We start from the raw sequence: 14,774 nt of genomic DNA on the forward strand, positions 1-14,774 counted from the left end.
CACGGGCATGCAACGACTCAGACAGTATCTTTCAGAAAATGCGCTCCTGCTTCTGGTTACGATTGCCGTCGGCGGCTATCTGTCATGGCGGGCGCGCGATTTCCAGCTGGATGACGCGCTGATTTACCTGCGGTATCTGCGCAATCTGTTTGAGGGAAACGGTCTGACCTACAACGCCGGCGACCGCTTCAACGGCCTGACGTCGCCGTTGTATTCCTACCTGTTGATCGCGGCTAACGCGGTGACGGGAAATCTGCAATACACGACGATTTTTCTGTCTTTCGTGTTCCTGTGCGCCGCTGCGATCGCGGGAGCCCATGTGCTCGCGACCGGGAAGTATGAGAAGACGCTCTGCGCATTGACCGTCGTGTCATTCAATTACTTCTACACGACGTTCGGGATGGAGACTTCGTTGTTTCTGTTCCTGTCGGCACTCGCGTTGATACTCTACCGCCGGCAGCAGTTTTTCGGCCTTGGTGTGGTTCTTGGCTTGCTTTTCATGACACGCACGGAAGGCGTGTTCCTGGGTGCTGTGCTCATTGCGGACTACGTTGTCAAAAACAGAAAGCTGCCGCGCGCCGGATATTTTGTCGCGCCGCTCGTTTTGCTCGCGGCCAATTTCCTGTTCAACTATTACTACTATGGCGCCTTTCTTCCGGCTACGGGTAGTGCGAAGCTGGGGCAGGGTAAGTCGGGATTATGGGGAGAGGGGCTGATTTTTCTCCACGTGCAGTACATGAAGGGCGCGTTTTTCGGAGGCGATTCCCGGCTGCTCTGGTTCATGCTGCCGGTCGGTCTGGTTGGCGTGCTATCGGGACTCGGCAAAAGGATGGTGTGGCTCATCATCTTCTATCTGTTGCTGCTGGGCTCGTTTTATGTATTTCTGCATATTCCGAATTACCACTGGTACTATGCGCCGTTCTTCTTTTTCGGTTTGCTGTTCGTTGGCACGGGGGTGTGGAAGATACTCGAGCTGACCTATCGGCGCGCCCGGAAAAACATCGCTTTTCTTGCATTGTTTTGCGCGTTCTTTGTTGCGGCGAGCGGATTCTTCTACCATAGCTTCAATCTGTCGAACGTCCACCGCGGCCCGATGGAAGCGTACAAGAACATCGGTGAATGGCTAAAGGCAAACACACCGGGCAATGCCGTGGTGGCGACCGTCGAGATCGGAACAATTGGATGGTATTCCGAGCGCTACGTCATCGACATTCTCGGCCTGACCAACCGCTACAACGCAGACTACATCGCTCGCGGGGATGTTTACTCGTGGCTGACGAGATACAGCCCGGATTACATTGTGGTGCATCAGCCGCTCTGGAGTTTCGAGGCGAGTGCGAATTGCCTGCTCAGTAGTGAGGCCTATGCTCCCGTGGAGGCTTTCAGTTCCGACGGGTATCGCCTGCTGAAGCGCAGCGATGCGGCGGGGACCCGGAAGCGGATCCAGATGTGCGCGAAAGATCGGCGCACATCATAGAGCCGGCCAAGGTTCGCGACGAAGCGACGTTCATCCGGGTGGCGCCCTATACCTTGATCCGAGAGTGGCCAACTCGACCTGGCGACCGTCCGCTTTTCCCTGTTTCACATCTTCGTCTGAAGACATAACCAGATACTTGTATGCGTCGAGAGAAGGACTGTTTATTTCCGTTGCTGGTATTTCTTTGTGCTTTTCTGCTCATGTGGTACCGCGCGCCGGGGCGCATCGAGCGAGGTTTTCTGTGGGCCGAAGATGCGGTGATCTTTATCGCGCAAGCACGCGAACTGGGGATCGGATCGTTTATACGGACCTATGCCGGCTATTGGCATTTCGTGCCGCGCCTTGTTGCGTGGCTGCAAATGAAATCGACACCCATCGAGAAGGCTCCGTACTTCTTCGCATGGTCGTGTGCGTTGATCACGGCTGGGTCGAGCGCCTACATGGCCTGCGCGTTTCGACATTTCTCACGTCCGGTTGCCGCTCTTCTCGCGCTCGCGCCGTTGCTGGTTCCTCAGACGGGCGAGGTTTTGCTGAACATTACGAATATCCAATGGATACTTTTCCCGACGCTGATCGTTCTTCTGTGGGAAAACCTGTTCGATCCACCTGAATCATGGTATGGCGTTCGTTCGCTCGCCGTTGCCGCGATTGCACTGACCGGGCCATTTGGGATCATCGCGTTCGGGCCCGCCGTGCTGGCCGCCATTTACGCTTGCCGGCGCGGACCGCTTTCGCGGCGGCAGATCGGTTTTCTCGTCGCGTACGTTGCAGGCGTGGCGGGGCAGGTCTATGCGATCGCGACGAACGGCTCTCCGACGCTTGATTTCGGCGCATCGCCGAGCGTCTGGAATTACGGCGCCCGCATGATTCGCGATCTGTTCTGCGACCTGCTTCCGTCTCCGGACGGCGCGCCGCTCGTCGGCGGTCTGATCCTCGCCGTGGCATTGGTGTTCGTCACCGCGAGGTCGCGAGCTGTTTGGGCGTGTCTGCTGCTCGCCCCAATGGCGCTTATTATCTGGTTGCTTGGCTCCGCGCGGACGAATCCTGAGGGCATGGATATGGCGTGGTACGGCTTCGGCGCCCGCTATGTCTATCCGGCCTTGTTGTTCTCTTTCTGGGCCGCGTTGCTTTCAGCCGCCACCACGACGTCGAAGCTATCGAGAATATTGGCGGGCGCGCTCGTCATGGTGATATTGCTCGCCAGCGCTACACGTTTTTCGGTATCCGAATGGCCGATGTGGGAGGTTACGCGCGAGAGCGCTGGATACACGCTGAAGGTAGCGCCGAACTGGACTGCGCAAATCCCGGATACGCGATGACGCTGCGGTGGCGCGCGAGCGAAGCTGAGCCGTTGTTCGCGGGTCGGCGTCGGCTATGCGCAGCGCGCGCGGACGACGGAGCATCAGCGTGCCGGTGGCTATTCTTTCGGTTTGAAAGGGAACTTGCGATAAATAGCCGGTAACGGCATAGTTGGACTCGATTTTTTCCGGCTCGCGCGCGGCGGGTAGCCGTTTTCCGGCGCAGTTCGTGCCGCGTGCCCGCGCAGTTGTCGATCCTCGCCGTTCGAACGTGCGGCGCGAGATCCGCGCGCCACCTGCGCGAAGCGGTGGCGCGCGGGTCTGAAGTCATTGCCAAGGGGGCAGGTCGTGTTTTTCCCGGTGTTTTTGTCCGTCGTATTTGTCGTTCGCAATCAGGCGCGCGACCTCGAAGCCATCCTGAAGGACGCGGCTTCGGTCACGGGCACGCTCGTGAGCGATTACGAGCTGATCGTCGTCGATAACGCGTCCGACGACGACAGCGTCGCCGTGCTCAAGCAGCTCGCGAGCGAGCGCGGGTTGCCGAATCTGCAGGTGTACGCGCTGACAAAGGAGGTCGATTCGGACACGGCGTCATGGGTGGGCCTCGAAAACGCACTTGGAGATTTCGTCGCCGTGGTCGACCCGCTCGTCGACGACATCCGCTTTCTGCCGACCATGCTCGACAAGGCGGCGAGCGGCGCGGACGTTGTGTTCGCCGCCAACGAACAGAACCCCGTGCAAAGCTGGGCTTACCGCACCTGTCTTGGGGTATTCAACGCGTTGTACAAATGGTCCAACGGCGTGCACCTGGCGAAGGATGCGCCGCAGTACCGCCTGCTCAGCAAACGCGTGATCAACTTCATGCTGCAGCATCCGATGCCCGCGGTGACCTATCGCTATCTTCCGGCCACCGGCGGCTTCGCGCGCGCGTATCTGACCTACAGCACGCCGCCGAAGGCCGCGCACGCGAAACGTCTGTTGCACAGCATCGATCGCGGTATCCGCCTGCTCGTCTCGACGACGAAGGCGCCGATGCGTCTGGTCACCGCGTTATCGCTGTTCGGCGCGGTGTCGAACCTCGTTTACTCGGTCTATGTGATCGCGGTCGGCCTGCTGAAATCGAATGTCGCGCCAGGCTGGGTGACGCTGTCGCTGCAACAATCCGGCATGTTCTTTCTGATTTCGCTGGTGCTGCTGGTGCTCGGCGAGTACATCCTGCAAATGGCGCGGCTCAGTAACGAAGGACCGCTCTACCACGTCGCGCAGGAGTTCACCAGCAGCGTGATGACGCGCCGTCAGAAACTCAATATCGAAGACGTCGGATTACCCGAGCCTCATCGCGCGGATGTCGACGATTCGCTGCATTCCTCCTGAACGAACGGGAGGATCGCGCTTATGCAAGATGCTGTGGTCATCGGTGGAGGCTTCTACGGAACGGCGATTGCGATCTACCTGAAGAAGCAGCGTGGCCTGAAAACCGTGACATTGATCGAGCGCGAGCCGGCGTTGCTCGTGCGTGCCTCATACAACAATCAGGCGCGCGTCCACAACGGTTATCACTATCCACGCAGCTTCACGACCGCTTTTCGCAGCCGCGTGAATCTGCCGCGTTTCGTGTGCGATTTTCCGGATGTCGTGCAGCGCGACTTCACGAAGGTCTACGCGATCGCGCGGCGCAATTCCAAAGTCACGGCACGGCAGTTCGAGCGCTTTTGCCAGGAAATCGGTGCGAGCCTGCAACCGGCTCCGCGGGCGATTCGCGAGTTGTTCGAGCCGCGCCTGATCGAGCAGGTGTTTCTGGTCGAAGAGTATGCGTTCGATTCCACGAAGCTCGCCGACTGGGCACGGCAGGAACTCGCCGAACTCGACGTCGACGTGAGGCTCGGTACGCGCGTCGAGCGCATTTATCGGCAAAGCGAAGGCTTTGTGCTCGAATGCGACGACGCGTACCACACGGCTTTGCACGCAAGGTACGTTTTTAATTGCACGTATAGCGGCCTGAATCAGTTCGGCGGCGACTTTGGCGGCACGCAGACGAAGCTGAAGCACGAGATCACCGAAATGGCGCTCGTCGAGGCGTCGCCGCAACTGCGCGGGCTGGGCGTCACGGTAATGGACGGGCCGTTTTTCTCGATGATGCCGTTTCCGGCGCGTGGTCTTCATACGCTGTCGCATGTGCGCTACACGCCGCATTCGAGCTGGATGGATGCGCCGGGCGACGACCCGTACCAAAGATTGAGCGGCTACGAACGAGAGAGCCGCGTCGAGCGCATGGTCCGGGACGTGGGGCGCTACTTTCCCGCGGTTTATGATGCTCGGTACGCCGACTCGCTGTTCGAGGTCAAGACGGTGCTCGTGAAAAACGAAGGCGACGACGGCCGGCCGATATTGTTCGAGCAGCACCCCGCGTCGAGCGGGCTCTACTCGATCCTCGGCGGCAAGATCGACAACATCTACGACGTGCTCGAGAAGCTGGATGCGGAGACCTTCGTGTCCGCTTCGCATGCACATACGGTATTGGGAACAGGCATATGAACGATGCACTGATCGGCTATACGGGCTTTGTCGGCTCGACCCTGCTGAAGCAAAAACATTTCGACGCGCAATTCCGCTCCATCGATATCGCACAGATTCGCGGCAGGTCGTTCGATCTCGTGGTCTGCGCGGGCGCGCCCGCGCAGAAGTGGATCGCGAATGCGCAACCCGAGGCGGACCGCGAGAAGATCGAAGGGCTAATCGATCATCTGTCCACGGTTCAGTGCGAGCGGTTCGTGCTGATCAGCACGGTCGACGTGTTTCGCCATCCGCTCGGCGTCGACGAGAACACGCCGGTGGACGAGGACGGCCTGCATGCCTATGGCCTGCACCGGCGCCTGCTGGAGAAATTCGTCGAGACGCGTTTCTCGGACCATCTGATCGTACGTCTGCCGGGCCTAGTCGGGCCGGGGCTGCGCAAGAACGTGATCTTCGATTTCCTGAACGACAACAACCTCAACGCGATCGATAGCCGCGGCTCGTTCCAGTTCTATCCGATGGTGAATCTGTGGCATGACATCGAGATCGCGCTGGCGGCGGGCCTGAAGCTCGTGCATCTGAGCGCCGCGCCCGTCACCGTGGCGGAGGTTTCCGAGGCTGGCTTCGGCAAGCCGTTCGAGCAGCATACGGTCGCGCATCCCGCGAGCTACGACTTTCGCACCGTGCATGCAGGGCTCTTTGGGGGCACGGGCTCGTATCAGTACAGCAAGCGCGAAACCATTCAGGCGGTGCGCGCGTATGCGCAGTCCGAGCCGCTGACATCTGCAACCGGATCGGCGGGGAACGCATGAGAATCGCTATTTCGAATATCGCATGGGAAATCGCCGACGATCAGCAGGTCGCCGACATCCTCGCTCAGCATCGCATCGATGCGATCGACGTGGCGCCCAGCAAGTATTTTCCGGACCTGAAGACCGCCAGCGCCGACGACATCGCGCGCGTACGCGCGTGGTGGGCCGAGCGCGGCATCTCGATCACGGGCATGCAGTCGCTGCTATTCGGCACCACTGGACTGAATCTGTTCGGGACGGCGGAATCGCAGCAGGCGATGCTGGACCATTTGCGCGCGGTGTGCCGCGTCGGCGCAGGTCTGGGCGCGACGCGGCTCGTGTTCGGTTCGCCGCGTAATCGCGACCGCACCGGCCTCACCGACGATGCCGCGCACGAGATCGCGGTAGCGTTCTTCCGCCGCCTCGGCGACCTCGCCGCGGAGCGACGGGTGTGCATCTGCCTCGAACCCAATCCGCCACGCTACGGCGCCAACTTCATGACCAATAGCCGCGATACCGCGGCGGTCGTGTCGGCGGTCGCGCATCCGGCGATTCGCATGCAGCTCGATACGGGCGCGCTCACGATCAACGAGGAAACCCCGCGCGAAATCGTCACGCAATATGCTCACCTGATCGGCCACGTGCACGCGAGTGAACCGGATCTCGTCACTCTCGGCGAGGGCGGCACGAATCACCGCGCGGTGGCCGAAGTGCTGGCGGATCTGTTGCCCGAGCAGGTGGTGTCGATCGAAATGCTGGCGCCGAAATCCGGCTCCGCGATGGATGCAGTTCGGCGCGCCGTCGCCGAGGCGGTTTCCTGCTATCGCGTCGACGGTGGAGTGCGCGCATGAAGTGGCTGATCCTGGTGCTGGGCATTGCGTCGAATGCATCCGCCAGCGTGCTGGTCAAGATCGCGATGATGCCGCCGCGGCGCTTCCCGAGTCTGGCCGATCCGATCGGTGCGCTCAAGAACGGGCCGTTCTGGCTCGGCCTCGCGCTGTACGGCGCGGCTTTCCTGCTGTATGCGGCGGCGCTCAGCCGATTGCCGCTGAACGTCGCACAGCCGGTGTTGACCGCCGGTGCCATTGCGAGCGTGGCGGTGTTGTCGGTGGTGATATTTCGTGAGCCTTTTCCGTGGACCGTCGGTGCGGGGATCCTGTTCATCATCGCGGGCGTTGCACTTATTACTGCCCGCGTAGGGTGAAAGGAAAGGATCACACACCTCAATGAAACTCGACATCCCTCAACAAGTCCGCGCGGCGTGGCAGGTTCCCGCTTTCAAGATTCAGATGACCTCGGAGCCGTGCGGCGCATGCTGCGTCGTGATTCCGGTGATCAACGAGGGCGCGCGCATCCGCAATCTGCTCGAACGGATGGCGGCGCTGGACATTGCCGGCATGGCGGACGTGATCATCGTCGACGGCGGCAGTACCGACGGGTCCCTCGACCTCGAATTCCTGAAGAGCAGGGGCGTCCATACGCTGCTGCTGAAGACCGGGCCCGGCAAGCTGAGTGCGCAATTGCGCTGCGCGTATGCGTTCGCGCTCGATCAGGGATATGAGGGCATCGTCACGATCGACGGCAACGACAAGGACGATCCCGATGCGATCCCGCGTTTCATCGACGAGTTGAAGCGCGGCGTGGATTTCGTGCAGGCGTCCCGCTATCTGTCGGGCGGCGTGGCGGAGAACACGCCGAAGTCGCGCGATCTGGCTATCCGGCTGATTCACGCGCCGATGCTGAGCCTCTTTTCCGGTTTTCACTGGACCGATACGACTCAGGGCTTTCGCGCCTATAGCCGCAAGATGCTGCTCGATCCGAAAGTCGCGCCTTTCCGAGAGGTGTTCTCGACGTATGAGTTGCTTGCATATCTGTCGTATCGCGCGCCGAAGCTCGGTTATCGCTGCCTGGAAGTCGCGACCACGCGGCGTTACCCGAAGGGCGAAGTGCCGACCAAGATCAGCAGCGTGAAGGGCAATCTGTCGGTGTTGCAGGTGCTGTTCAAGGCGTGCTTCGGGGCCTATGACCCGGCGTGACGTGAAGATGTCCGAGCGAAGATAAACTTGCGCGGACGCAGCAACAATGACAAACCTGCTCGCGTTGTTTATCGCTTGCGACATTGCCATGGCGGATCGCTGGCCAATATGCGGTCGAAAGTGACGGAATTCCCCGGTGCGGTAACGGCCGCTAAGGGGTACTGCCTGCGGTATGATCGCGCTTTTGACGCCGGAATTGAATTCGCGATGCCTACCAACGCCAAGCGCTTACTCAGCTTTCGATGGCTGCTCCTGATCACCGTCGCGTTAGTTGGAATTGTCTACGTCTCGCAAACGTGGTCGCCATCGTCGTACGGGATCGTACTTCAACGGTTGCAGGCAAAAGATACTGGTCTCGTGCTCGGTGAACCCAAGCCCATCCGAGGTGACGAATGGGCCGTCATTACTTCCCTGACGGCTGCATCGGTTAATAACCACTTTGAACGCTACAATAAAACGTCGCCTTACAACGACGATCTGCGCATCGCGTTCGGCATTCCAATCAACGATTGGGGGTGGCTGTTCAAACCGACAATGATGTTGTACAAGTTTGTCAATCCGGCCTACGCCTTCTCGTTTCACTATTTTGCTACTTTCGCCCTGTTCATTCTGGGCTATACGTACTTGTTCCGGGTCGTTGGCGCAGGGCGGCCGCAATCGATGTTGCTGGCATTCTGTGCCTATTTCACTGCCTATTCGCAATTCTGGTGGACCGACAAGGGCGTGCTCTTCGCGCTCTATGGCGCGGCCATGGCGTGCCTGTTTCTGCGCATCCCAAAGTGGGGTCGGCTGATACTGTTTTATTGGCTGCTGACGGGCATGCTGATCGAGATGTTCTACCCTCCGTACATCGTGTCGCTGGCGTTTGTGGGTGCGGTGTTCGTCATTGCGTACGGCAAGGAGTGGCTGCGGCCGGCTCCGTTCATCGGGCTACTGCTGGCGGCGGGTGCTGCTGCGGGAACTGCCTCGTTCTATCTGAAAGATTATCTGATCGCCACGACAAAAACGCTCTATCCAGGCGGCCGCGCTTTCATGGGCGGTGGTGTTGGGTGGCGGCAGGCGGCGTCACAGCTATTTCCGTTCGCAATGTTCGATGGGCACCTGCATGAACTTGTGCCTAATTCGAATATCTGCGAAGCAGGCACGTTCGGCGTCTTCTTCGTTCTGCTCGCCATGTGCTTCGCGAACTACAGAAATCTGCGCACTGTATTCAAAGATCGCGAATTTTTGCGCCGCACGATAATCTTGGCTATTGCGCTGGCGATGATGCTTGCATGGGAACTGCTCCCGATTCCATCGAGTGTCGGGCGGATCCTGCTTTGGCAGAACGTGCAGCCAAGCCGGATGCAATATGCGCAAGGCCTGTTATTGCTGATCTTCGTTGTCCACGTGGTGATGCGCATTGGCTTCTCGGTGACTCCCGCGCGCATCGTTACTTTGGTCGCCGCTGTCATGCTCGGATGGATGCTGCTCAAGGCTAGGGCAGAGGTGCCTTTCTGGCCGAACCTCATCGACTTGCTGATTATTCCGTTCGCCATCATCGCGTATCTCCTTGCGCGTTACACGAAAATGGATCCGGGCATTCCTCTACTCGTGGCGTCGGTGCTTACCGCCGCTCTTGTGATCGGCCGATTCAATCCGTTGCAGCAGGCGTGGCCTATTTTCAACCGGGAAGAGACGGCGGTGACCGCTCAGATGCATGCCGCGGTGGACCCGAAAACGGGCTATCTGGTCACGCAGTTCCTGCCCGCGGCGGTACAGAACGGGCTCGGCTTCAAGTCGATCGCATATACCACTGCGGTGCCGCAGTGGCACTTCTGGAATCAGTTCCGCAACAAAGTGGATGCCGAGACATTTAACACCGCATTCAATCGCTATTCGAATATCGCGATGACGGACGACGCTAAGCCTAGCAACCCGACCGCCGACTCCGTGAAGGTGCCGCTCGCGTGGTTTAAGACAGCGCCGTAAGCCGGGCATTTCCGAGCGTTGCGCTTCATCGTGGCACGATGCATTGCATGCACGGCGATGTTGTGGCGCGCCGTCTCCGGTCACAACGCCGGTCTGCTTCGTTTCGAATTTTCATGCATGGGTCGCCGCGCGACGCCGCGATTCAGACTGGCATGGTGGGGCGATCAGCCATCGGCTGCGGCGGCTGCGGCGAACCTGACCTTCACCGCTGACGACGGCGTGCTGATCGTCCCGCTGGATGCCTATCCTCGGTGGCTCACGCTCGAACGGGTCCACTGTTTGCAATTGAACCTCGTTGACCCGAACGCGTGCGGTGCATTCGGCATTCGCAACGCCGCGCTGTATCAGCGCAATAATTTCCGCTAAGCGCGCATCCGCCGACGCGCTACGACAGCGTCCGGGCGAAGAAAGATCTAGCCGGACAGGGCCGTCACTTCGCGGCAACCGCGGCAGGCGGATGAGCATCCTCGACCACCGCGAATGACGCCGGCGGTCGAATCGGACGTCCTTCGCGCCAACCATAGTGCCTGTAGTGGACGACTGGATCGGCACCCGCGTCGCGCACATCGTGGTTCATGGCGAGATAGTCGGCGGCGACGAAACCGGGTGGAAACTCGAGCGGTACGACAGCATCGAGGTCGCTAGGCTGTCCTGTCGTGCGCTGGCCGGATGCGGTCTGCACGCCCCACGTCGCGCCTAGCATGGCGAGCTTCCGGCGGACTCGCCAGAACGGCACGCCAGGTGTCGCAGTGCTGGCCGCGAGCCACATTCTCTGCCAGCTGTCGGCTATGTAGCCTTTGTCGTGAGAGCGTCTGAGGACGACCGAAAATTCCAGATCGTTTTTGGCCGTGTCGCGGAAATGCTCACACGCAAAATCGACTAGCCCGAGCTGACAGAGATCACCCATCAGTTCCGCGAACGATCTCGGTGTAAACACCCAGCAATGCACGTCATGGTACGAACCGTTCTCGAACGCATCGCGCGCGAGGTGGAGCGCGCTTTCCGAATTGTGATGCAACCTCGCCGACGGACGATCGATGCGTTTTTGCCATGCCTCGACGGTACTGACGTCGGCGGCATTCAGGCAATAGTCGAGCAGGGAATACGGGCGTGGGGCGCGGGCGCGTTCGACATAGCTCGCCAGCACTTCGGGCAGGCGGCTCTCGCGGCGAAAGTAGTCGAACGTAAAGCGCCTGTCGGGAACTACCAACCGGACTTCGCCAGTGGGTTTGAGCACGGCGCCCAGCTCGCGCAGCCAGCTCACGAGATCCGGGACGTGCTCGACGACGTGCGACGCGACGACGTAATCGATGTACCGGCCGCCAATTGCCTCATGCAGTGTGTTTTCACCCCAGATCGCGTCTACGTCGACAATCTCGTCGATCACGACATGAGGGTCGTCCCGGTACTTCTGCCGTAGATGCCCAGTGTCGGTGTGATCGACGTAAATGATCGTTCCACCGTCGCTGCGCCGCACGAGCGGCCAGCACAGCGCACCAATTTCCACGCCGGTACTGCCCGAGATATCGAGTCCGGACAACAAACGTTTGCGGCGCAGTTCGCGACCGCTGTCTTCCGCCTGCATCATGCCTCCTTACGTCGAGTTCGACTGGTAAGTAGCAACTGCAAAACAACTTCGGATTTTCTTACCGGTTTCCGTTGATCGGTAACAACTCCGTCAACGCGAAATAAAAAAGACGTCCTGATGATTGTCCCACCCGCCCGGACGATATTCGAGCACCGCGAGCTTGTTCTCGGCGCAAACATCGCTGACCCAGTTATGCGGAATCAGCGCGATGCCGTAACCGTCGCCGATATAATCCACGGTTTTCGCTTCCACCGAATGGTCGGGCATGTAGTTGACGAACCCGTACTGGCCTGCGTCGTAGCTGTTGAGCAGATGAGCGCGCGCGCTTTCTCCGACCTGATAGCAATCCGCCGATTCCAAAATCTTACGCGAACGAGCACCGTGGGTGGTGACAACCGCAACACCAGCGGGTTTCAGTTTTTCGAAGATCCATGAAACATGTCGTCATGCGGATGGATGGGTGCTGGCTGCATGGTACCTCGCTTCGATCGTAGTGGGCCCCGCTTGCGCAAGGGCGTTTTACATGCTTGCCGCGTACAGACGGCCGATCACGGTGGTTGAACGGTTTGCCCGGTATGAGGATGCGGCCGGGTCGCATAGAAGTCGAAGAAATGCTGCTGCCACAGCGCACAGACGGTGTCCATCTGATCCATCAGCACTGCGTCGAAGACGCCTGACGCGTCCGCCGCGTCGATTTTCTCCCGCATGCGGGAGTACAGCAACTTTTCAAAATCGTTGATGCAGTAGCCGCGGACTTCCTCAGCATTGAATGCATAGGCCGAGCAGGGTAGTTCGGGGTGCAGCGAAATATACGTGCTGAATAATCGCTCGATAATAAACGGCAGAAACGGTGCCGGGTCCGTATGCAGCGTATCGGTCATCACGCCCAGCGCCGCGTCGTGCGACGGGTTGGCTTCGAGGAAATCGGCAATCGGCAGCAACGTCCCGCCGACATACTCTTGCCAGAATCGTTGCGATCCTACCCAGAAGTTGCAATACGCGAGCGACCCAGGGCCATGCCGCGGCGTATCGCGAATCGCGATGTCCACGCCGCTCGCATCGAGCAACGCCTGCGCTGCCCGTACGAGGCCGGGGTGCGCCAGTTCTCCCTGCATCCAGACGTTATACGACCAGTACGCGAGTTGCGGAAAAGGATTGATGAAGCAGATGTCGGATTCGCCGTGGCGTTGCGCGAACTCGACGAATGCGGCGCCCGGGATCTTCGATTTGAGCGTGAACTTGGGCGAAAAAAGACCGGTGAAGTCGTGACGCAGATGCTCGCCCGTACGGTACATATCGGTCAGGATCTTGAACTCGCGCCACTCGGGACGCGCATTGTCGGCGCGCACGAGCGGCAGGAACGCCGCGCAGCTCAGTGTCTGATCCGGCGAATAGATCGGCTCGAATACGGCAACGGTTTTGCTCATACGTGGCCTGCTCGTTCGAGGCAGTAGCGGTTCAGGTCCGCGCGCCACTTCAAATAAGTAAACGATGCGTTCGGCACGGTGAAGCTCGGATAGTGCGTCTCGATCGGCACGCCGAGCAGATACTGCAACACCACACTGATCGGACCGCCGTGGGCGACTGCGGCGATCAGGCCGGGATTGTGCGCCTCGGGTTTGACCGCGTCTTCGACCCACGCCTGCACGCGCTCAGCCATGTCCAGATGCGATTCGCCGTTTTCGTAGCGATTGCGCATGTTCAGGTTGAAGTCCGGGAAGGCCCGGTTGAAATCCGCTTCGAGCCACGATCCGTAGATGCCGGGGTGCGTTTCCGCAAGCCTCGCGTCGAACGTCATGGGTTGCGCGGGGCTGAACAGGAGTTCGGCGGTTTGACGCGCGCGTGCCCACGGGCTGCAGTAGATCTTCGACGGCTGGAACGCGAAGCGTTCGAGCGTCGCGGCAAGCTTGACCGACTGGGTCTTACCAAGTTCGGTGAGCCCGTCTTTGTCCGTCGAAATTAGCAGCCCTTTCGCATTGGCTTCGGACTGGCCGTGTCTGATCAGCAAGAGATCCATGGGCTTAATTCGGGGTGGTTTGCGCGGATGCCGGGCTTGCGCCTGTCACCAGTTCGAGGAAGGTCTTCGCGGGACCGGCCAGGCCGAAGCGTTCATGCGTATCGACGTACGCGTTCAATCGCGTCGAATCGCGCAGTTGCCGGTCGTGGTACATCGTTTCCATCGCACTGGCCCATTCTTCCGCGGTGTTGTTGACGAGCAGCCCGGTGGCGCCGTGCGTGACCGCCTCTTCGTACACGGGAGAGCGCGAGTATATGCCCGGGATGCCCAGGCTACCGTAGTCGATGTACTTGATGCACGACTTGCAGCTGTTGAAGAATAGCGTTTCGGGATCTTCCCTGGCGCCCAACGGGACGACCGAGAACAGATAGCCTGCATCGCGAATCGCTGCTTTGTATGCGGCGTTTTCCAGAAAGCCTTTGGAAACGAGGCGCGGAATACTCGACATCTCGGGAAAGCCGTCGCCCCAGAATTCGAAAACGACGTCTGGATGCCGCTCCAGGAACTCGATGATGACTTTGAAGAACTGCTTTCTGAACTGCACCAGCTTGATGCCGTCGGTGTTGGAAAAGAGGATTCTCGGCGGCGTCGATTCGTGCCAACCCGATGGCGCGGATGGAAGGGACTCGTGATCGAAGCCATTCGGAATGACTACCACCGACGCCCTGATCTTGCGTAGCTTGTTGCGCAGCGTTTCGTTCGACACCGTGGCGATGGATGCCTGACGGATCAACCACGTGATATTGGCGAGCAAGTCATCGTTCAGGTCGGTGACGCTGTACATCGGCAGGTCGATGATCCAGTCGTCCATGTCGTAGATGGTGCGCAGGCCGAGGTCGTTGGCCATTCGCATGACATCGGTCGCGCGGTTCGAACTGTGCTTGTTGAACAGCACCGCGTCGAAGCGGCGCAGTTGACCAACGGTCACGTCGCTCTCGACGATTTCTTCCCATTCGAGCATGTCGTGATGGGCCATATAGGTCAGCAACGGGCCAAAACGCGCGGCAATCGACCGCGACATCAATCTGTCGTGAGATAGCGAGATTCGCTGAACAACGAGTAGGCGCGGAATCTTCGGCATT

The 14,774-nt window shown here is 59.7% G+C and carries 15 protein-coding genes; 10 read left to right on the forward strand and 5 right to left on the reverse strand.

What is annotated here, in order from left to right; translation table 11 throughout:
- Positions 1-7: 7 nt before the first annotated feature.
- From BJG93_RS02935 to BJG93_RS02980, 10 genes are all read left to right on the forward strand, one after another.
- Positions 8-1,477, forward strand: a complete 1,470-nt coding sequence (locus tag BJG93_RS02935; protein ID WP_027196870.1) for a hypothetical protein — start codon at positions 8-10, stop codon at positions 1,475-1,477.
- Positions 1,478-1,617: 140 nt separating this feature from the next.
- Entirely contained in the window at positions 1,618-2,796 is a 1,179-nt protein-coding gene (locus BJG93_RS02940) for a hypothetical protein (protein ID WP_154671802.1), read from the forward strand.
- A 327-nt stretch (positions 2,797-3,123) separates the two neighbouring features.
- A complete protein-coding gene (locus tag BJG93_RS02945) occupies positions 3,124-4,149 on the forward strand; it encodes a glycosyltransferase (RefSeq protein ID WP_231337426.1) in 1,026 nt (341 codons plus the stop codon).
- A 21-nt stretch (positions 4,150-4,170) separates the two neighbouring features.
- Positions 4,171-5,310, forward strand: coding sequence for an FAD-dependent oxidoreductase (locus tag BJG93_RS02950; RefSeq protein ID WP_034479138.1), 1,140 nt, complete (start codon positions 4,171-4,173; stop codon positions 5,308-5,310).
- The gene (locus BJG93_RS02955) at positions 5,307-6,101 is read left to right on the forward strand and encodes an NAD-dependent epimerase/dehydratase family protein (protein ID WP_027196872.1); all 795 of its coding nucleotides are present in this window, start codon (positions 5,307-5,309) and stop codon (positions 6,099-6,101) included. The genes BJG93_RS02950 and BJG93_RS02955 overlap by 4 nt, the downstream gene beginning before the upstream one ends.
- Positions 6,098-6,931 carry a sugar phosphate isomerase/epimerase family protein gene (locus BJG93_RS02960; protein WP_027196873.1) on the forward strand — a complete coding sequence of 278 codons (834 nt, stop codon included), beginning with the start codon at positions 6,098-6,100 and terminating at the stop codon, positions 6,929-6,931. The genes BJG93_RS02955 and BJG93_RS02960 overlap by 4 nt, the downstream gene beginning before the upstream one ends.
- Complete coding sequence (locus BJG93_RS02965) at positions 6,928-7,284, forward strand: DMT family transporter (RefSeq protein WP_027196874.1); 357 nt, start codon at positions 6,928-6,930, stop codon at positions 7,282-7,284. The genes BJG93_RS02960 and BJG93_RS02965 overlap by 4 nt, the downstream gene beginning before the upstream one ends.
- Positions 7,285-7,306: 22 nt before the next feature.
- Positions 7,307-8,116, forward strand: a complete 810-nt coding sequence (locus BJG93_RS02970; protein WP_027196875.1) for a glycosyltransferase family 2 protein — start codon at positions 7,307-7,309, stop codon at positions 8,114-8,116.
- Between the two features lie 27 nt (positions 8,117-8,143).
- Positions 8,144-10,087, forward strand: coding sequence for a DUF7657 domain-containing protein (locus BJG93_RS02975; RefSeq protein ID WP_154671803.1), 1,944 nt, complete (start codon positions 8,144-8,146; stop codon positions 10,085-10,087).
- A 117-nt stretch (positions 10,088-10,204) separates the two neighbouring features.
- Complete coding sequence (locus tag BJG93_RS02980; RefSeq protein WP_154671804.1) at positions 10,205-10,453, forward strand: hypothetical protein; 249 nt, start codon at positions 10,205-10,207, stop codon at positions 10,451-10,453.
- 64 nt (positions 10,454-10,517) lie between these two features.
- Here BJG93_RS02980 and BJG93_RS02985 read toward each other — a convergent pair whose 3' ends face one another.
- From BJG93_RS02985 to BJG93_RS03005, 5 genes are all read right to left on the reverse strand, one after another.
- A complete protein-coding gene (locus tag BJG93_RS02985; protein ID WP_051374464.1) occupies positions 10,518-11,672 on the reverse strand; it encodes a methyltransferase domain-containing protein in 1,155 nt (384 codons plus the stop codon).
- Positions 11,673-11,765: 93 nt separating this feature from the next.
- Positions 11,766-12,035: a hypothetical protein gene (locus BJG93_RS02990; RefSeq protein WP_231337427.1), complete on the reverse strand. Its 270-nt coding sequence runs from the start codon at positions 12,033-12,035 to the stop codon at positions 11,766-11,768.
- Between the two features lie 188 nt (positions 12,036-12,223).
- Entirely contained in the window at positions 12,224-13,102 is an 879-nt protein-coding gene (locus tag BJG93_RS02995; RefSeq protein WP_027196877.1) for a hypothetical protein, read from the reverse strand.
- Complete coding sequence (locus tag BJG93_RS03000) at positions 13,099-13,692, reverse strand: histidine phosphatase family protein (RefSeq protein WP_027196878.1); 594 nt, start codon at positions 13,690-13,692, stop codon at positions 13,099-13,101. The genes BJG93_RS02995 and BJG93_RS03000 overlap by 4 nt, the downstream gene beginning before the upstream one ends.
- 4 nt (positions 13,693-13,696) lie before the next feature.
- Positions 13,697-14,773 (reverse strand): glycosyltransferase family protein, encoded by a 1,077-nt coding sequence (locus BJG93_RS03005; protein ID WP_034479142.1) that lies wholly within the window; start codon positions 14,771-14,773, stop codon positions 13,697-13,699.
- Position 14,774: the final 1 nt, after the last annotated feature.

Origin of the sequence: Paraburkholderia sprentiae WSM5005, assembly GCF_001865575.2 — a bacterium.
GTDB classification, from domain to species: domain Bacteria; phylum Pseudomonadota; class Gammaproteobacteria; order Burkholderiales; family Burkholderiaceae; genus Paraburkholderia; species Paraburkholderia sprentiae.